At 39.0% G+C, this 18203-nt stretch carries 23 protein-coding genes and 3 pseudogenes; 18 read left to right on the top strand and 8 right to left on the bottom strand.

Annotation, left to right across the window (positions count from 1 at the left end; translation table 11 throughout):
- Positions 1-69, bottom strand: coding sequence for a hypothetical protein (locus LC033_RS00375; protein WP_376776388.1), 69 nt, complete (start codon positions 67-69; stop codon positions 1-3).
- Here LC033_RS00375 and LC033_RS00370 point away from each other — a divergent pair.
- From LC033_RS00370 to LC033_RS17515, 3 genes and pseudogenes are all read left to right on the top strand, one after another.
- Positions 62-269: pseudogene (locus tag LC033_RS00370) on the top strand (SAR2788 family putative toxin); the annotation flags it as partial. The gene LC033_RS00375 and the pseudogene LC033_RS00370 sit on opposite strands and share 8 nt — an antisense overlap.
- Entirely contained in the window at positions 245-373 is a 129-nt protein-coding gene (locus tag LC033_RS16745) for a hypothetical protein (protein WP_264188574.1), read from the top strand. The pseudogene LC033_RS00370 and the gene LC033_RS16745, both read left to right, overlap by 25 nt.
- Before the next feature lie 5 nt (positions 374-378).
- Positions 379-477, top strand: a complete 99-nt coding sequence (locus LC033_RS17515; RefSeq protein WP_442895644.1) for a DUF7878 domain-containing protein — start codon at positions 379-381, stop codon at positions 475-477.
- A gap of 276 nt (positions 478-753) precedes the next feature.
- Here LC033_RS17515 and LC033_RS00365 read toward each other — a convergent pair whose 3' ends face one another.
- Positions 754-1173: a hypothetical protein gene (locus tag LC033_RS00365; RefSeq protein ID WP_226566329.1), complete on the bottom strand. Its 420-nt coding sequence runs from the start codon at positions 1171-1173 to the stop codon at positions 754-756.
- A gap of 137 nt (positions 1174-1310) precedes the next feature.
- Between LC033_RS00365 and LC033_RS00360 the strand changes: the two are divergent.
- The 7 genes and pseudogenes from LC033_RS00360 to LC033_RS00330 all read left to right on the top strand — a co-directional run.
- Positions 1311-1388 (top strand): annotated as a pseudogene (locus tag LC033_RS00360) (hypothetical protein); the annotation flags it as partial.
- 69 nt (positions 1389-1457) lie between these two features.
- Positions 1458-1666, top strand: a pseudogene (locus tag LC033_RS00355) (purine permease); the annotation flags it as partial.
- A 235-nt stretch (positions 1667-1901) separates the two neighbouring features.
- Positions 1902-3002, top strand: a complete 1101-nt coding sequence (locus LC033_RS00350) for a type III polyketide synthase (protein WP_226566328.1) — start codon at positions 1902-1904, stop codon at positions 3000-3002.
- The gene (locus LC033_RS00345; protein WP_264188573.1) at positions 2999-3508 is read left to right on the top strand and encodes an isoprenylcysteine carboxyl methyltransferase family protein; all 510 of its coding nucleotides are present in this window, start codon (positions 2999-3001) and stop codon (positions 3506-3508) included. Before LC033_RS00350 ends, LC033_RS00345 begins: the two co-directional genes overlap by 4 nt.
- Positions 3509-3813: 305 nt before the next feature.
- Positions 3814-7407 (top strand): dynamin GTPase, encoded by a 3594-nt coding sequence (gene dynA / locus LC033_RS00340; RefSeq protein ID WP_226566327.1) that lies wholly within the window; start codon positions 3814-3816, stop codon positions 7405-7407.
- A 41-nt stretch (positions 7408-7448) separates the two neighbouring features.
- Positions 7449-7712 (top strand): YpbS family protein, encoded by a 264-nt coding sequence (locus LC033_RS00335; protein ID WP_226566326.1) that lies wholly within the window; start codon positions 7449-7451, stop codon positions 7710-7712.
- A 202-nt stretch (positions 7713-7914) separates the two neighbouring features.
- Positions 7915-8802 (top strand): 5'-3' exonuclease, encoded by an 888-nt coding sequence (locus tag LC033_RS00330; protein WP_226566325.1) that lies wholly within the window; start codon positions 7915-7917, stop codon positions 8800-8802.
- A 16-nt stretch (positions 8803-8818) separates the two neighbouring features.
- Here LC033_RS00330 and LC033_RS00325 read toward each other — a convergent pair whose 3' ends face one another.
- Genes LC033_RS00325 through LC033_RS00315 form a run of 3 tightly spaced genes read right to left on the bottom strand, consistent with a single transcriptional unit; the run spans position 8819 to position 10074 of the window.
- Complete coding sequence (locus LC033_RS00325; RefSeq protein WP_226566324.1) at positions 8819-8944, bottom strand: small, acid-soluble spore protein L; 126 nt, start codon at positions 8942-8944, stop codon at positions 8819-8821.
- 43 nt (positions 8945-8987) lie between these two features.
- Positions 8988-9383: a reverse transcriptase-like protein gene (locus tag LC033_RS00320; protein WP_226566323.1), complete on the bottom strand. Its 396-nt coding sequence runs from the start codon at positions 9381-9383 to the stop codon at positions 8988-8990.
- 1 nt (position 9384) lies between these two features.
- Positions 9385-10074: a queuosine precursor transporter gene (locus tag LC033_RS00315; protein WP_226566322.1), complete on the bottom strand. Its 690-nt coding sequence runs from the start codon at positions 10072-10074 to the stop codon at positions 9385-9387.
- A 92-nt stretch (positions 10075-10166) separates the two neighbouring features.
- Between LC033_RS00315 and LC033_RS00310 the strand changes: the two genes are divergently transcribed.
- From LC033_RS00310 to LC033_RS00300, 3 genes are all read left to right on the top strand, one after another.
- The gene (locus LC033_RS00310; protein WP_226566321.1) at positions 10167-10838 is read left to right on the top strand and encodes a reverse transcriptase-like protein; all 672 of its coding nucleotides are present in this window, start codon (positions 10167-10169) and stop codon (positions 10836-10838) included.
- A 1-nt stretch (position 10839) separates the two neighbouring features.
- Entirely contained in the window at positions 10840-11022 is a 183-nt protein-coding gene (locus LC033_RS00305) for a zinc-finger domain-containing protein (protein ID WP_226566320.1), read from the top strand.
- Between the two features lie 170 nt (positions 11023-11192).
- Positions 11193-11375 carry a hypothetical protein gene (locus LC033_RS00300; RefSeq protein WP_226566319.1) on the top strand — a complete coding sequence of 61 codons (183 nt, stop codon included), beginning with the start codon at positions 11193-11195 and terminating at the stop codon, positions 11373-11375.
- A gap of 51 nt (positions 11376-11426) precedes the next feature.
- On the opposite strand, the gene cspD is transcribed toward LC033_RS00300, so the two are convergent.
- The gene (cspD, locus tag LC033_RS00295) at positions 11427-11627 is read right to left on the bottom strand and encodes a cold-shock protein CspD (RefSeq protein ID WP_024422747.1); all 201 of its coding nucleotides are present in this window, start codon (positions 11625-11627) and stop codon (positions 11427-11429) included.
- 264 nt (positions 11628-11891) lie between these two features.
- Here cspD and LC033_RS00290 point away from each other — a divergent pair, with 264 nt between their 5' ends.
- Positions 11892-12593 carry an AIM24 family protein gene (locus LC033_RS00290; RefSeq protein WP_226566318.1) on the top strand — a complete coding sequence of 234 codons (702 nt, stop codon included), beginning with the start codon at positions 11892-11894 and terminating at the stop codon, positions 12591-12593.
- 34 nt (positions 12594-12627) lie between these two features.
- On the opposite strand, the gene LC033_RS00285 is transcribed toward LC033_RS00290, so the two are convergent.
- Together LC033_RS00285 and metA are read right to left on the bottom strand one after the other, a co-directional pair.
- The gene (locus tag LC033_RS00285; RefSeq protein ID WP_226566317.1) at positions 12628-13779 is read right to left on the bottom strand and encodes a diglucosyl diacylglycerol synthase; all 1152 of its coding nucleotides are present in this window, start codon (positions 13777-13779) and stop codon (positions 12628-12630) included.
- Positions 13780-14007: 228 nt separating this feature from the next.
- On the bottom strand, positions 14008-14916 hold the full coding sequence (gene metA / locus LC033_RS00280) for a homoserine O-acetyltransferase MetA (protein ID WP_226566316.1): 909 nt from the start codon (positions 14914-14916) through the stop codon (positions 14008-14010).
- A 166-nt stretch (positions 14917-15082) separates the two neighbouring features.
- Between metA and LC033_RS00275 the strand changes: the two genes are divergently transcribed.
- The 4 genes from LC033_RS00275 to LC033_RS00260 all read left to right on the top strand — a co-directional run bounded on the left by LC033_RS00275 (position 15083) and on the right by LC033_RS00260 (position 17977).
- Complete coding sequence (locus LC033_RS00275; RefSeq protein WP_226566436.1) at positions 15083-16039, top strand: formate--tetrahydrofolate ligase; 957 nt, start codon at positions 15083-15085, stop codon at positions 16037-16039.
- A 64-nt stretch (positions 16040-16103) separates the two neighbouring features.
- A complete protein-coding gene (locus tag LC033_RS00270; protein ID WP_226566315.1) occupies positions 16104-16586 on the top strand; it encodes a glutathione peroxidase in 483 nt (160 codons plus the stop codon).
- Positions 16587-16599: 13 nt separating this feature from the next.
- Entirely contained in the window at positions 16600-16806 is a 207-nt protein-coding gene (locus LC033_RS00265) for a hypothetical protein (RefSeq protein ID WP_226566314.1), read from the top strand.
- A 34-nt stretch (positions 16807-16840) separates the two neighbouring features.
- A complete protein-coding gene (locus LC033_RS00260) occupies positions 16841-17977 on the top strand; it encodes a conserved virulence factor C family protein (RefSeq protein WP_226566313.1) in 1137 nt (378 codons plus the stop codon).
- Positions 17978-18203 lie beyond the last annotated feature (226 nt).

Genomic DNA, 18203 nt, shown 5'->3' with positions numbered 1-18203 from the left:
CTAGAGTGCTGTTCCAACATCAGACCAAGTGGCATATGATGATGACAGCTCAATTGTTTTGGGGGGCAGACTGAGGAAAGTAAAGGCGCATTCAAATCCAATAGCACCCGAAGCTTTACAATCTAAGAATATTTCCTTTACCTTAAACAATAATAAAAAATTATCCTTTGTCATTACAGCAAATTAAAAAAGAAAATCGGAACAAAAGAGAGACAAAGATAGTAATCGGTTGGGATGGTAAGATATGGACGGCGTATCCAATCAAGTAGAATTTGTTTATAAGTTCACATCTGAAGAAGAAGATATCCCAAAGAAAATGAAAAAAGACCCTTCGGCAGTGATGAGAGTAGAGGGAGAGTTTAAATTAAAATAAATGGAATGGTATATTTTGAAGAAAATATTGCTTTATTAGAGTTTTATGCTACTTTGAATGAGTGGATGAAAAAGATCAAGAAAAAACAAAGTATCAGAGTATAGATATTATGGAGTATGAGGAGGACGAGCCCATTGATACCATTTGACAATAAGGCACGACTCACGACCATTTGGGAAATCAAAACGCTTTATTTTGCGATAACTAAAGATACTGTCAGGAAAGTTACCTTAGCTGTGTCGTTTAATCTAAGTGGTACAAAATATTTTCATAAGAGTAAGATACTTTCGCTGTAATAAGTTTAAATAACATATGGATGAGAGTACTTTAAACAAAGGGATAAGAAAAGAAAGTCGGAAAACCCGACTTTCTTAATAGACTTAAATCTCTACGGCTCTAAAGAATCCATCAACGCTATTACCTGTTCCACTGTCATATTTTAGACTGTAATTCCCTGTTTGATCAATATTAAATTCTTGAATAAAAGTTTTCCCTGCATCTAGTGTTTTAGTGGAATGAAGTATATTTCCGTTAGGATAATAAAGTGTGAATTTGAAAGGTTTGCTTCCATTATTTGCTACAAAAACTCTTATTTTCCCTGAGCTTCCTTGATAATCGAAAGAAATTTTTCCAGTACCATCAGAAAAAGATTGACAAACTAAATATGGAGCATTACATGCCCATGCCATAGTTTTAAAGTTTTTTTCATGATTTGGCAAAGACTTTGCGGAAACATCGGTTGTCCCAGCAAAAGGAATGAGACCTAAAGCGATAGTACCAACAACAATTTTCTTTTTCATTAATGATCCCCCTAAAAAGTTAATATCTTACATTATATAAATTACTGCATTTCTCAAGAATTCCCTCTTTTTTATACTGTGAAGGAATAGAAAAATTATGGAAATCGCAGATTTGTCAAAATTAAAATGAAAATAAACTGTACACTGCAGCCAACTGGTCAAAACACGAAGACAATTTTACACAAATGTTTTACAACCAAAATGTGAAGCAGTTCTAGCTTCCTCTCTTAACGTGGAAGTCCGTATGGTGACAGTGCGTTGATTTTGCAAAGTAGGAATACTTCCTCATCGCTTGCTCCGTTGGCATCGGTTTAGGGATAACAGTCGTCCCGCCAATGTTTGAGAATCTGCCGGAATCCATTAAATTATTGACGAGTAACGGAATTGTGGCTGGGTGTTTTACCGCCATCTTCCTTCTTATCATTTATCACATGCTTCCATTTAAAAAGGAAGCAAAGCATGAGTGGAAGAACCTAAACAGTCTGTCATGTAAATACCTCTTGATAAGAGGTTTGTTTTTTCATAAAAAAGCAGGTTCGCTTGGCTTGGAACGAACCTGTAAAGGAGGAAAACTACATCATGTTTTCATCTATATTATCCAATATTTATCAATTGTCGTCAAGACAAAAAGTTAGATGAAGGAAAATATTTTGGCTGAATTGTGACGAACTGGCATGTATATCCTTTTTTTAATAGGGGATATTAACCAAAAACAGAGGTGAATCCGATTGGCCTATATTCTTTCAGTTGGAACCAGTCTTCCAAATCATCATGTCAATCAGCAAACAGCTGCTGAATTTGCAAAGTCACAATTTAAACGATCGTTTAAAGATATTGACCGGCTGCTAAGGGCTTTTAATAATGGAGAAATTCAGAGCAGACAGTTTGTACAGCCAATTGAATGGTATCAAGAACACCACTCCTTTGAAGAGAAAAATAACATCTATTTAGATAAGGCATTGGCCCATGCAAAAGAAGCCGTCTTTCACTGTTTACATGATACGAATTTCCTGAGAAAGTCTATTCCGTACGAAGAGATCGATGCCTTGTTTTTCATCTCGAGCACCGGATTATCGACACCAAGTCTTGATGCAAAGCTGATGAACGTTCTCCCTTTTTCGCCTTATACAAAACGAGTACCGATTTGGGGGTTAGGATGCGGCGGCGGAGCGGCAGGATTGTCCCGGGCTTATGAATACATAAGGGCGTACCCAGAAGCGAAGGTTCTAGTCGTGGCATGTGAGCTTTGCAGTTTAACCTTTCAGCCGCAAGATCAATCAAAAAGCAATTTAATCGGTACCTCTTTATTCGGAGACGGGACTGCGGCAGTACTGTTAGCTGGAGAAGAGGCTACATTTGATTATACCCGGTTAAAAACAGTGCCTAAAGTGCTCGGTACACAGTCAGTTACCATGAAAGATTCTGAGGATGTGATGGGCTGGGAATTTACAAGTGATGGTTTTCAGGTCATTTTCTCACGTGACATTCCATCCATTATTTCAGGCTGGTTAAAAGAGCAGGTGGATCAATTTTTAAATCAGCAGGGGTTTTCAACAGATGATCTATCCGTTTTTCTTGCCCACCCTGGCGGAAAAAAAGTGATTGATGCTTATCTTGAAAGCCTATCTCTACAGGAGCATCAGCTTTTTTCTTCAAAAGAAGTACTGAAACACCACGGGAATATGTCCTCTGCCACAGTTTTGTATGTTATTAAGCATTTTCTTGAACATCTGTCAGCTGATGCGGGAGAGGTGGGGCTTTGCGGAGCGCTTGGTCCAGGCTTTTCCTCAGAGTTATTGCTGATGAAATGGGAGGAGGTCTCGTCATGATCTTTTGGCTGATTATTGGCTTTTTCATTTGTCAGCGTCTGATTGAAATGCTTGTTGCCAAAAGAAATGAGAAGAAAGTGAAAGCAATAGGCGCAATTGAATTTGGTGCTAGCCATTACCCTTATATGGTCGCCATGCATGCTGCTTTTTTTCTCTCACTCATTGGAGAGACATGGCTGTTTCAGCGTGAGCAATCCCGCTTTTTCCTTTTGCTGCTCGTTTTACTGCTGGTTACACAGGTGGTTCGATATTGGGCATTATGCTCCCTTGGCACGTACTGGAACACAAAAATCTTAGTGGTTCCACATGCGATGATTATAAAAAAGGGGCCTTATCGCTGGTTAAAGCATCCCAACTATGTGGTGGTCGCGATTGAGCTTTTCTTTATTCCGTTATTGTTTCAAGCGTATCTTACCGCCATTTTGTTTACGTGTTTAAATGGTTGGATGATGGTGGTCAGAATACAGACGGAAGAAAAAGCGCTGAATGAGTATTTACTAAATTAATATTGAAAATCATTATCAATTGTGATACACTTTTATTAATTGACAAACTTTCTCAATAATGAAGGGTGGACGGTGACCACATGACAATGATCTTCTTACTCGGTACAGTCTGTGTATATAGCCTATTAATTGTCTTTGTATTAAAAGGTGTTTCAAAAAAATCTGCTTCCTGATTGCAGTCAATTGCGACTGATCGGGCAGCAGATTTTTTTATTTCCTCAGATCAGAAGAAAAATCTCTTTATTTTGTGTAAAATGGTATCACATACATAACTGACTTTTCTAAAAACAAAGGGGTTTATCGTCATGAAAGACTTGTCTATTCGAGATTCGCTCGTTCAAACTACTGGTTCTTTATATCAAAGCCTGCTCAAAAGGAATGATCATGAGCGCGCAGCCAAACTAGCATCGATTATGAAAAAGGAAGCAGAAGACGAAGTGTATATCGCATTTACCGGCCACTATTCTGCTGGTAAGTCATCACTTGTGAATCATCTGCTTCATGATCAAATTCTGCCAACGAGCCCAATTCCAACAAGTGCAAACTTGGTCGTTGTGAGAAAAGGAGTAAGCGAAGTACAGCTTCACACTTCTGATGGCCGTTTTGCAAAAATGAGTGGTTCTTATGATAAAGAAGCGGTGCAGCGTTTTTGTAAGGATGGAGAACAGATTGAAATGGTCGAATTGAGCGGTGATTATAAAGGACTTGAAGAAAAGGTGGCACTGATCGATACGCCAGGAATTGATTCAACGGATCATGCGCACTTTTTGTCTGCTGCGTCTATTCTTCATCAAGCAGATGCTCTTTTTTATGTCGTTCACTATAACCATGTTCATTCTGAAGAAAACATTCGTTTCATTCGCTCCATCAAAGATCGAGTACCAAATCTTTATTTCATTGTCAATCAAGTCGATCGACATAATGAACATGAGACACTTTTTGAAGAGTACAAAAAACAAGTGGTTGAGATGCTCCTGAAAGAAGGGATTGAGGAAGATCATCTGTATTTTACATCTGTAACCGATGAGGCGCACCCAAGAAATGAAATGATTCGCTTAGTTGAGAAACTACAAGAATTACAAACCTTGCCTAAAGCATCACTTCGAGCTTACACAGAGCAAAAAATTGAGCATGTATTAAAAGAACATATTGAGTCGTTAAAAGAAGAGCTCGAACAAGAGGCTATTGATACACAGCTTCAAGAAAAAAGAAACGAAATCAAAGAACTTGAAGCGAAAAGCCGTTATATAGAAAATGGCGCAAAACAGCTAGAAGACGAAGTATCTTCTGAAGTAGAGAACATTTTAAAAAATGCGAACTTGACTCCATTTAAGATGAGAGAGCTCGCAAGTGACTATATTGAATCGAAAGCACCTGGTTTTAAAGTCGGACTTTTCTTTGCTAAAAATAAAACCGAGCAGGAAAAAGAAAAACGGGCGAACGCTTTCTTAGCAGATGTAAAAGCGAGAATGAAAGCAGAAGTTGACTGGCATATTGCTGAGCTATTCAAAAAAGAAGTTCAACACCATCAGCTTGGTGAAGAGGTATTAAATCAAGCGATGGCATTTGAAACACTTGTTCAAGAGTCTCTGCTTGAAAAGGTTATTCATCCTGGTGCAACTTTCTCTAATGAATACGTCCTTCAATATGCGAAAGATGCTGGTGAAGCCCTGAAAAGACAGGCAAAACAGAAAGCGATGCAACTAATTGAATTATTGACAAAGGCCCTTAAAGACCAGCTGGTCAATGAAAAGGAAAAACAACAAGCAAAATGGGCACAGGCTAAACAAGAGCTCCTAGCGTTAGAGCAGTGCAACGAAAAAAATGAACAAATCAGACAAGACATCAAGCACCTATGGGATATATGGCAAAACGGGACTGATGAGCTGATTTTAGATGACTGGTTTTATGCGAAAAAGCAATGGATGCAGCATGAGCAGCTGATGCAACATAGCACGCTATGTGATGCTGAAGAGAGCAGACAAGAGAATCAACAAACAGATCGTGATCAAATACGTCAGTCGCATTATTTAACGACGGCACAATCGATTGAGCGATTTCAACAACTTTCTCAAATGTTATTACCATTAGACGCCCTCCAATCCCAAAGGGAATCCTTTAAAAAACGAACAGAGCGATTGCAGGCAAAAGAGTTTACACTGGCATTATTCGGTGCTTTTAGTTCAGGAAAATCTTCCTTTGCCAATGCCCTTGTTGGGCGAAAGATTTTACCATCATCACCTACACCAACCACTGCAACGATCAACAAGTTAACACGACCGACGGAAGATCACCCGCATAAAAGTGTGAAAGTGTTGTTCAAAACCGATCAGGATATCCTAGAGGAGCTCAATCAGATACTTGGATTTTCTCTTGCGGAAGAAAAGGGCGATACGTTTAGGGTAAAACTGGAAAGAGTGCTGAAAAAGAGACAGCTTGAACAGGATCACCGCACCATTGTTGAACATTTTCTGCAAGCGCATGCTCGGTTTCACGATTACATTGACAAGCAAACCCCATTACATGTCACGCTCCAAGAACTAAAGCCTTATGTGGCAGAAGAAACTGTTTCTTGTGTGGTCAAGGAAGTGACGGTGTATTTAAGTAACCCATTGACAGATAAAGGGCTGACGATTGTTGATACACCGGGCGCCAGCAGTATGAATAAACGTCACACAGAGATTGCCTTCCAATATATGAAGGATGCAGATGCACTTCTTTATTTAACATATTATCAGCATTCTTTCTCAAAGGCCGATCGATCATTTTTACGTAAGCTTGGACTTGTGAAAGATTCATTTAGCATGGATAAAATGTTCTTTATTATTAATGCAGCCGATTTAGCAAGCGATCAAGCAGAGCTTGAAACCGTGTTTGACTATGTAAGAAATGAACTTACAAAAGAAGGAATCCGCAACCCAAATGTGCATCATGTGTCTAGTAAGGAAGAGATCGAAGGGAAAGGGCCAACTCCTTTTAATCAATATGAACAGCTAAGAAAACAACTGGACTATTTTATTGATGAAGAATTAACGAAAGAGGCCATTGAGCTTTTGAATTATGAAGCCAATACACTTTGTGGAACGGTCGAAAAGCTGTATGCAAACTTGCACCAATCAGAAGATGAGAAACAACTAGAAAAAGAAAATATAGAAAGGTCATATCAAGCCATTCTTGAAAAAATGAGGGATATCAAACGATCTAAGCTAGTAACAGAAAGTGTGAAAAAGGACTTGCAAGAACAGCTTTACCACATTGTTCAGCGACTATCACTATTTGCAAATGATCTGTTAAAGCCAGCCTTTTATCCTGGAATATCTCAAGGAAACTTCGGAAATGAATTGAAAAAGGCGCTTGAGCAGGCTTTAAAGGTTTATGAATTTGAATTTGTACAGGAGCTTAAAGCGCTCGATATCCGAATGGAATCGTTTATCAATCAGTATTTTCATGAGGAATGGGAGAAAGGCATGCAGGCGGCATGTGCTGAAGACTCTTACTTTTCACTTAGACTGTCACCACCTGATGAGAAAAACGCTGAGCTGAAACAAATTGAGGTCGAAGCAGAGTTTGCCGCATTTGAGCCGCTATTAAAGAAACAAAAAACAGCAAAGGCCTTTTTTGAACAAAATGGGAAGGCTTCGTTTATTGAGGCGGTTCGAGATATTCTTCTTCATTTGACGACAAGGTGGGCAGATAAAGAAAAAGGAGAATTACTGATCAGGTACGAAAAGATGGTCGAGACCTTTACTGAAAGGTATGAAACAGACGCACTCCGACAACTGAATGAGCAAAAACAAACATTTGTCACGAGCTTGACGACAGATGCCAAAGAGCAGGCCCGCATTGAACAAGTATATGAACAAACAAATGAATGGAAGAACCAGTTGAAAACCATTTGATTCATGATAGACTAGATAAAAAAGAAAGCAGTTGATACACAATGACAAGCGTACACGAAGAAATTTCCGCACATTCACAAAAGCAGCATGCTCATATCCAATCCTTTCTGACTCTTGAACAGAAAAGGGAACAATTGATTGAGACTGCTGTAGCAAAGTGTAAACAAAAAAAACCGTTTACAACAGACGAAATCAATGCCATTACTTCGAAAATGAATGAGCTTGCACGAGGCGGAATTGTTCCATTGCGAAAGCATGTCACAATCCAGATGGTAAAGGAGTATGTCGAGCGTAAACAGAAGTAAAGAGTAACTTTCTCTTTTTTGGGTCATCTTAACTAAGGAACCGAGAAAGGGGAATGATGTTGGAAAAAAAACAAAACGCAAAGAACCAGAAAGAGCACATGCCTAAACAAAAAGACATGCCATCCTACGCAGAAGCTGAAACGAAAAAAATGCAGTACGGTCAAAAGTAAACGGGCTGCCACTTCAAAGGGAGTTTATCAGAATGAAAAAACACGTACTACTTGTAGATGGAATGGCACTTCTCTTTCGATCGTTTTATGCGACGGCTGTCCATCGCAATTTTATGATAAATGATCGTGGTGTACCAACAAATGGAGTCAATGGATATATGAAGCATTTATTAACGGCTGTACAGACATTTGAGCCAACTCATATTGTTTGCTGCTGGGATATGGGGAGTCAAACTTACCGAAATGAATTGTTTCAAGCTTATAAAGCCAATCTAGGAGATCCGCCATTCGAGCTCATCCCTCAGTTCGATTTAGCAAAAGAGGCGACAGAAGAACTAGGAATTGTGAACGTTGGTTTAAAAGGCTTTGAAGCAGATGATTGTATAGGTACGCTTGCTGCACTCTATCAAAAAGAGGCACGTGTGACCGTCTTGACTGGAGATAAAGATTTGCTTCAGATTTTAAATGAGCATGTGACAGTGGCTTTGATGCAAAAAGGAATCGGGAATTATAAGCAATATACAAAAGCCTTATTTGAGGAGGAAATGGGAATCTCTCCAAAGGCGCTGATTGATATGAAAGCATTGATGGGCGATTCAGGTGATAATTATCCTGGTGTAAAAGGAATCGGAGAAAAAACAGCACTGAAATTTATCCAAACGTATCAAACAATTGATCGCTTGTTAGAGAATGTCCATGAACTAACTGCTACCCAGCAAAAGAAAATGCAAGCAGGCTTAGAGGATTTGAAGATTTCCCGTATACTGGCTGAAATCAAATGTGATGTACCACTTAGCTGTCCAATTGATGAAACAAAAATGAACATCAATCCAGAGCGGGCAGCTTCCATGCTGCGTTTACATCAAATCAAAGGGATTGAACCAATGGTCAAACGCATAAGTGAAATAGAGATCAGCTAAGGCTGATCTCTATGGTCTATCCCTTTGTATTGCTTTTTTTTGCCTTATTTTCTAGCCGAGATAGAGGCTGTTTATCTTTTGTTTGTGCATCACCTTGAGGGGTTGTCCCGTTTGTGACACGACCTTTGTTCTCTTTATCCAATCAGTATCACCTCATACATTAGCATAACCAAAAGAAAAGCGATTCATCCTTTAGAAAGGTGAATCGCTTTTCTAGCGAGCTGATCAGCTATCTGATTTTCCTTGCTTGGAATCCACTTAATAAAAAATAAATCAAACTGGGTTTGAAGCTGTATCATTTCTTCAACAAAGTGCTGAAAAGCTGGATTTTTCGCAAATCCTGCATTGGCCGCACGATCAACTACTTGCGAATCTGTTCGAAAGGAAACGATTCGCAAACCTTTCTCCACGCAAATTTTCATTCCTTCGATTAGGGCGGAAAATTCTGCTTCGTGATTGCTCATTGACCCAAGAGGGATAGAGAAAGATTCAGCCTTTCCATCATGTTTGATAAAAATGCCAATGCCAGAGGGACCTGGATTTCCTGCACTAGCTCCGTCAATGTATATTTCAGCTGGCAAATCATTTTCCCCTTTCATCAAGTGGAATCATTTTTTTCGCCGCATATGCGTATGGTGTGAAAATTGCGGCTACGATAAATTTAATGACGTATGTTGTGATGAAGATCTCTACCCATACATGAAATGGATACGTACCAAGAAAGGCGATGGTCGTAAAGATAAGCGTATCGAGTAGCTGGCTAATCATCGTACTTCCTGCGTTGCGCACCCAAAGCGTACCATCTGAAGGAAGTATCCGGCGGATAAACGAATATACATAAACATCTAACATTTGACTGATGATATAAGCAGCAAGACTACCAAGTGCGACCCTCGGCATAAAGCCAAAAATCGTTTCTAAAGATGCTTGTGAAATATCAGATGGAGCGGGATGGAAAAGCAAAGCCTCCTGCATGACAATCGTTAACGTTAAAAGAGTGGCAAAGCCAATCCAGACAGCCTTCCTGGCTTCTCTTTGTCCATATTTTTCATTTAGTACGTCCGTTGCAAAGAACACACTCCCATATAAAATATTTCCTAGTGTCGCAGTTAAGCCAAACAATTCAACGGTTTTGACCACTTGTAAATTTGCGGCAACCGTTGCAAAACCAATCCAGACGAAAAGGCCCATCTTGCCAAATCCTTTATAAAATAGAAGAACAATGATAAAATTAATGATCGCAAATAAGATCCAAATACCTTCATTATACAAGTGATATGAACTTCCTTTCTGATTGTAATGTAACTTTTTGATTATAGCATAACGAACGTTTACCTTAAAAGAACGGGAAGGCGATGAGATCAATGAAATTAAGAGCACACTATACAATGAAAGTGAAATGGATTGGGTCCATTGCTTTTTTTCAAGAAGATTGGATGGAGCTAAAGGAAGCCTTGCTTTTAGCAAAGCATATAGATAAAAAAGAACCGAACTCTCTTCTATCATTTGAGGATGAAAAGGGTGCGGTATGGTCTATAAAAGAACTTGAAAAGCTAACTGAAGAACTTAGGCTTGAACCTGATCAGCTTCAGGTCTATTTTGATGCAAGTTTTCGTAAAGAAATGGGTGATTCTGGACTTGGAATTGTCGTGTATTATCACCTTGGAGAAGATGCTTATCGATTGAGGAAGAATCAGCTTTTCCAGGGCACCACCAATAATGAAGCGGAGTATGCGGCTTTATTTGAAGCAGTAAAGGCTTTAAAAGAACTGGGTGCCAGTAGAAACTCTGTTACGATTAAAGGGGATTCACTCGTTGTCATAAATCAACTGAAAGGGGAATGGCCTTGCTATGATGATATGCATAACAAATGGCTAGACCGAATTGAGGCTGCTATAAAAGAGCTGAAGCTCACCCCAACATATGAAGTCATCGATCGTAAAGAAAATGCAGAAGCGGATCAGCTTGCAAGGCAGATTCTTGCAGGCGTCCCAATCGAAAGTAAGTTGAAATTAGAAGCAGACGGAGCTGAATAATGTGGATAAAAAAACAGCAGTAAAAGAATTGACGGGTCTTCAAGACACGTATTGTTCAGATTGTTTTATTAAGAAACACTTTCGAAAAGGATTTGGCAAAAAATATGCCCACTCCTTTTGTATTCAGCAATGCACGGTAGGAGAGAAAATCAAAGAATACGGAAATGCACTGCTCAAAAAGTAAACGGCGCACACCGGTTTTCCCTGATCAAACATACGCTCATCAAAAAAAACGGATAGAATGTGTAAAAAAAGAACATATTCTGAAAAATGAGCCGATATAACTATAGAAAGTTTTGGTTGAGTTACTTTTTGACTAAGTGACGGATATTAGAGGAAAAGGGGAAGACCGGCATGGATAATAAGGATTTTGAAACGGTATTATATCGAACATTTCAAGAGGTGTACAGCGATCTAGAACAACTAGTAAATGTAGCAAAGAAGGGAAGACCTTTTCTCGAAAAAGATATCTCTGAAATTGAACAAAGACTAAAGCAAAATATTTTAGCGATTGAAATTCAGCTAAAAATCAAATAAGAGAGGCAAATGCCTCTCTTTATTTTGTCGTTTCATCATTGATTTAGTTGATTAAAGTTTTGTTACGTTTGCAGCTTGAGGTCCACGATTACCTTCAACGATTTCAAAAGAAACTTCTTGTCCTTCTTCTAAAGACTTGTAACCGTCACCTTCGATAGCTGTGAAGTGAACGAATACATCGTCTCCGCCTTCAACTTCAATGAAGCCGAAACCTTTTTCATTATTGAACCATTTTACTTTACCGTTTTGCATATTGCTTTTTCCTCCTAGTACTGTAGCATACCTTTTAGCATGCTAAAAAAAATTTTCATCACCTAACGCCTTAAATAGTTGTTAAATGATGGTTTTACTATACACCATCAAAAGTAAAGCGTCAAGCAGGCAAGCCAAATTTTGAGCAGAATATTTGATTTTTTTGTTTTTTGGTGAATGGTAATTATATATAAAACGTCCTAATTTCCCGAAACCTAACGTGTATCTTGTCCGTATATAAAAAATACAGAAAGAGGTGAGATCATGCATCGTTACACGATTGAAGAATTTGTTCAGAATACCCAGCAAGAAGAAAAAGGAGAAGGTGTTTTTGAGCTTGAAACACCAAGGCTTTTAGAAATAAATTTGACTGATACTATTTGGACAAAAACAGGTTCCATGGTTTCATATCGGGGCAAAATCAAGTTTGAACGTGAAGGTGTTTTTGAGCATGGCGTTTCAAAGATGTTTAAGAAAATGTTATCAGGAGAAGGCACTTCACTCATGAAGGCAACAGGTGACGGCAAATTATATGTCGCAGACCAAGGCAAAAAGATCTCCATTCTTCGTTTGGCTCAAGGTGAGTCCATTTTCGTCAATGGAAATGATCTGCTCGCATTTGAACCAACGGTCCTCTGGGATATCAAATTGATGAAAAAGGTTTCTGGCATGCTTGCAGGTGGATTGTTTAACATCAAACTTGAAGGAGCAGGCCTCATTGCGATCACGAGTCACTACGAACCGCTCACACTTATTGTTCAGCCAGGTGACTCCGTCTATACAGACCCGAATGCAACGGTCGCGTGGTCAGGAGATTTAAAAACTGAATTTGTGACGGATGTTTCCTTCAAAACCTTTATTGGCAGAGGGAGCGGAGAGTCCATTCAAATGAAATTTAGCGGAAGCGGCTTTGTTGTCGTTCAGCCGTATGAAGAAGTGTATACAACAAATGGAAATCAAGGCTAAATGAAAAAGGTGTCCATCATTGACGGACACCTTTTTATGATAATGCACGAGCATACGTTTTGTTACTCGTGATGAGATATGATTGTTCGACGATATCTTCCAAAATGGTTTGAGAAGATTGTTTTAAGTGCAGTTTTTTGATGTTTTGTTTCATTGCTTCTAATGTTTCTTCATCCTGTAGCAAATTGGTCACAGATTCTAAAATGTCTTCATGTTTGTAGATGACAATGGCAGCACCATTATCTTCAAAAAAAAGAGCATTTTCTTTTTCTTGTCCTGGAACAGGTTTGTAAAGTATGACTGGGACACCGATTGCTGTTGCTTCTGTTAATGTAATACCGCCTGGTTTTGTAATCATACAATCTGTTACTCTGAACAATTCATCAATTTGTTCCACATATCCAAGCACCTTCAATTGATCTGGGTGACCTTGTTCCAGGTCGCTAAGCGATTGTTTTAGCGCTGCGTTTTTTCCACATACAACAACAATTTGCACTTCACTATCAAGAAGTAACGCTTCACATAGCTCCTTGACATTTTTTAGTACCCCGTGAGCACCAGCCATAATGAGAAGGACTTTTTTGTCTGATGATAATCCATACTTTTTATAAATCATCGATTTTGGCACGTCTGCTTCAAATTGTGGTCTAATAGGAATGCCTGTCACCTTGACATCGCTTGGATGTGTGCCGATTTCCACTAATTTTTGTTTCACATAATCGGTTGCAACATAGTATCGATCAATGTTTTCATGTACCCAAATCTTATGAAGACAGAAATCTGTCATGACATTAAATGTCGGAATCACTTTGCCCGTTTTGTTTCGGTATTCTGGTACAACAATCATCGGGAATGTGATAATAATGATGTCAGGGTTGTGTAACTGAATTAATTCGTCAAGACGCTTATTTCCCATCTTTAAGTAAATGTTAAATTTGCGTTTATTGTAAATTTTATCTACACCGTAATAAAACAAGCGATAAAATTGTTTCCCAATGGAAAAGCTCTTCAAGTATAAATATTGCGTCACTTCTGACACAATGGGATTCGATTCTTGATACAAATTAGAAACCATTACATGTTCAAATCCTTGGGATTTGCATTCATCATATAGTGTTTTTGCTACCTGCATATGTCCATTTCCATAATTTGCGGTCAAGATTAATATTTTTTTATTGGTATTCAAGAATATTCACCTCAAATGTAATCAACAACAACAAAACTTCGTAAGAAAACTATGAATCTCATAGGTCTACATATAAATAAAGATAACATATAAGCAGCTAGAGCAGGTCTTTCTTTACGAAAGAATTAAACTAATTTTAAAAAACAAACAGGCTAAATTGATAATGGAAGACAGCACCATTTGTATTTTAACACAGTTTGAATATTTATCATCAGACCAGAGTCTAATTTATTCCCATACATAGGGTGTTTCTTGATAAACATAATAATTAAGCCAATTCATAAAAAGTAAGGTTGCATGGGCTTTCCAGCGATTCACAGGGACTAATGTGTCACCATCTTCTATAAAATAGTTGACGGGTTTTTTGACTTTATCATGTTTCAACAAATCTCTTTCATATTCCTGCTTCAATGTGTCTGTATCGTATTCAGGATGTCCAGTTAAAAAGACTTGTTTATCATCATCTGAAACAATTAAGCAAACACCAGCTTCTTCAGACGTGCTTAATACCTTTAGATTTGGTGTGTTTTTTAATTGTTCTGTATTAATATCTGTATGCCTAGAATGTGGGACATAGTATACTTCATCGAAACCTCTAACTAATCTTTCTTTTTTCTCTTTAACAAGATGTTCAAACACGCCGAATTTTTTCTCATGAAGCTTGATTTTTTCAATACCGTAGTGGTGATATAGGCCTGCCTGTGCACCCCAGCATATATGAAGGGTAGACGTCACATTGGCTTTACTCCAGTCCAAAATGTCTTGCAGCTCTTTCCAATAGGAAACTTCTTCAAAAGATAAAAGCTCAATTGGTGCGCCGGTGATGATCATTCCATCAAATTTTTTATTCCGAATCGATTCAAAGGTTGTATAAAATTCATCTAGATGCTCTCTTGATGTATTCTTCGGTGTATGAGAACTTGGAATCAAAAACGTAAAGTACACTTGTAAAGGAGAATTACCGAGCATTCTCAGAAGCTGTGTTTCAGTTTGTATTTTTTTTGGCATTAAATTTAAGATCACGATATTCAAAGGACGGATATCTTGCTTGAATGCCCTTGTCTCATCCATGACGAAAATATTTTCGCTCTCTAGTATCTGTTTTGCTGGCAGATGAACTGGTATGTTAATAGGCAACTCGCCACCCCCTGAACCAAAGCTAATTTCACTTCATTATAGGAACTTTCTGGCGATATTTCAATGTTTCAATTATGTTACAATGAAAAATAGAGCAAAAACTCACTTGTTTCTGTAAAAAAGGAGGCCATATATTGATGATAACAAAGCATTTATCAGATATTGAATTGCCCAAAAGGCAAAGCTAAGACCTATTCAAGACATTGCAGCAAAGCTGCAAATACATGACGAAGAATTAGAATGCTATGGTTTCACAAAAGCGAAAATCTCTTTGACCATTTTTGATCGTTTAAAGGAACAAAAAGAAGGAAAAGTGATTCTTGTGACCTCAATTAACCCAACGCCAGCAGGTGAAGGAAAATCCACCGTGACAGTCGGGCTAGGTCAAGCCTTAACAAGAGCAGGAGATTTCAAACCAGGTGCAGTTGTGATTGTGGCAACTGTCAGAGCATTAAAGATGCATGGCGGAATGCAAAAAACGGAGCTCCAAGAAGAGAATGTACATGCAGTATTACAAGGTATACATAATTTAGAAAAGCATATTGAAACAGTACAAGCCTTCGGTCTTCCATACATCGTCGCAGTGAATCGTTTTATCACAGATACAAAAGAAGAGATTCAAGCGATAGAAGATTGGTGCGAAACGCATGGGCATCCAGTCAAAGCGGTGAATGTGTGGGAAGAAGGAGGTGCTGGCGGGACAGCAATTGCAGAGGAACTAGCGACACTCATTGAAAAGAACAAGAACAGCTTTTCCTATTTGTATGAGGAGAAAGATTCCATTGAAGAAAAGCTATCGAAAATAGCGCAAGTGGTCTACGGGGCAGACGGCGTAACCTTGACATCAAAAGCAAGAAACCAGCTGGCAGCAATAGAGCAAAACGGCTGGGCGGATTTGCCTGTTTGTATGGCAAAAACGCAATACTCTCTTTCGGATAATCCTGCTTTGATTGGTAGACCAAAAGGGTTTACCATTACGATACGAGAGTTAAAACCATCTGTAGGAGCAGGGTTTATCGTCGCTTTCACCGGCAGCATTCTCACCATGCCTGGACTGCCTAGAAAACCTGCCGCACTGGAGATGGACTTATTGGAAGACGGTAGCGTGACAGGACTCTTTTAGGAAGCATAAAAAGCTAAAAGAAGCATGTTACGATAGGTAAAAGTGAATCCTAGGAGGCGATGAGATGTCAATTTATGATATTCAGGTCAAGACCATTAACGGTCAGGAAAAATCAATGGCAGATTACAAAGGGAAAGTGCTGATGATTGTGAATACAGCTAGCAAATGTGGACTTACCCCTCAATTTAAACAATTACAAGAGTTGTATGATCAATATCATGAGAAGGGCCTTGAAATTTTAGGATTTCCGTGTAACCAATTTATGAATCAAGAGCCGGAAGGAGAAGAAGCCATTCAAGAATTCTGTTTATTGAATTATGGTGTGACCTTCCCGATGTTTGCGAAAGTAGATGTCAATGGCGATCATGCGCACCCGCTTTTCAAGCACTTAACAAATCATGCAAAAGGTGTGCTTGGCACGAAAACAGTGAAATGGAATTTCACAAAATTTATCGTCGACCAAAACGGAGAAGTCACTGAACGATTCTCGCCTAAAACACCGCCAAAAGAATTAGAAAGCTCGATCATCGCTTTATTGGACAAATAAGATGATGCATTCTTTGAAGCAACTTAAACAATTGGAGACAGCTGCCTCCTTAAACAAGCTAAAGTGTGAACTGACTGGACACGTTGCCGCTCATATCGATCGTGTGCGCCTGCTTGCGGTCAATATCGCAACGCAGGAAGGCAGCTTGCTAACGAGCGTCATGAATTCATGTGAAATTATTTATCAAGATGTGGAAAGAAGAATTCGGCCTTATAGATGAGTAGGGTCTTTATGTGTGTAAGGAGGATGTATAGATGAAAATAACTGCAATAGAACCGACGCCAAGTCCGAATACAATGAAAGTCATTTTGACTGAAGCGCTAGCCGGTGGGAAAAGCAACAACTATAAGAAAGATCAAAAAGACGAAGCGCCTGAGATGATCAAGCGCATCTTAAACATTGAAGGTATAAAAGGGGTCTATCACGTTGCGGATTTTTTAGCTGTCGAGCGAAATGCAAAGTTCGACTGGCAGGGCATTTTACAGCAGGTCCGAGAAGCCTTTGGTCAAGACACACAAGCACTTCAGGAAGGAGCGCAGTCAGGGGATGACACATTTGGAGAAGTGAAAGTGTTTGTTCAAATGTTTAATGGCATTCCGATGCAGGTTAAGCTGACGGACGGTGAAAGGGAAGAGCGGTTTGGAATGCCTGAATGCTTCCAAGCAGCCATCTTAAAGTTAAGAAGTAGTTCTGACAATGTTGTATTTGAACGTGTGTGGAAAGAACACGGCGTTCGTTTTGGAGAATTTGCTCATATCGGCCAAGAGGTCACAGAAGAGCTCCAAGCAGCTTATGATGACGATCGTTTAACCCGATTAACAGAGGCGGTCAAGGAAGGACAAGAGGCTGTAGATAAACAGGTGAATCGTCAAGCATATGACGTCACAGAAGAGATGCTGCGCGAGGAAGATTGGAAAAAACGTTTTGCCCATTTAGAGCAAATGCAGCCTGAAACAAAGGATATACCCGTTTTAATAAAAGCGATGGAAGATCCAAAGACATCTATTCGTAGACAAGCAGTTGTCAACGCTGGAATGATTGAAGACCCTGCGATCCTGCCTATCTTATATAAAGGACTTGAAGACAAAACAGTCACGGTCCGCAGAACAGCCGGAGACTGTATTTCCGATCTTGGCGACCCTAGTGCTATAGGAGCAATGATCGCAGCATTAAAGGACTCAAGTAAGCTCGTCCGCTGGCGTGCGGCCATGTTCCTTTATGAAGAAGGGGACGAAACGGCACTTGAAGCATTGAAAGAAGCGGAGCAGGATCCTGAATTTGAAGTCAGTCTTCAAGTTAAAATGGCGATTGAGCGAATTGAGCTTGGGGAAGAAGCTAAAGGTTCTGTGTGGAAACAAATGACAGAAAGCAGAAAAAATGCGTCAGAATAATGAGGATAATGAACAAGCTGCCAGTAAAATGCAGCTTGTTTTCTAAAATCATGCTTTTTATAGATAGAAAAATTTTTTTAGAAAAATTATTTTGAATATTGTTGAAATATGCGAAAAAACTCTATATAGTAATACCAATATAGAATATTGGAGGTCAGATTTTATGACACGATCCTTGCTGAGCGCTTGCTTCAGTAGTTATATTGGTCATCAGTTATTCATAGGT

The sequence above is a fragment of the Bacillus stratosphericus genome (assembly GCF_020524495.1).
GTDB classification, from domain to species: Bacteria; Bacillota; Bacilli; order Bacillales; family Bacillaceae; genus Bacillus; species Bacillus stratosphericus_B.
The sequence above is the reverse complement of the archived record's forward strand: the minus strand, read 5'-3'. Positions and strand labels throughout refer to the sequence as shown.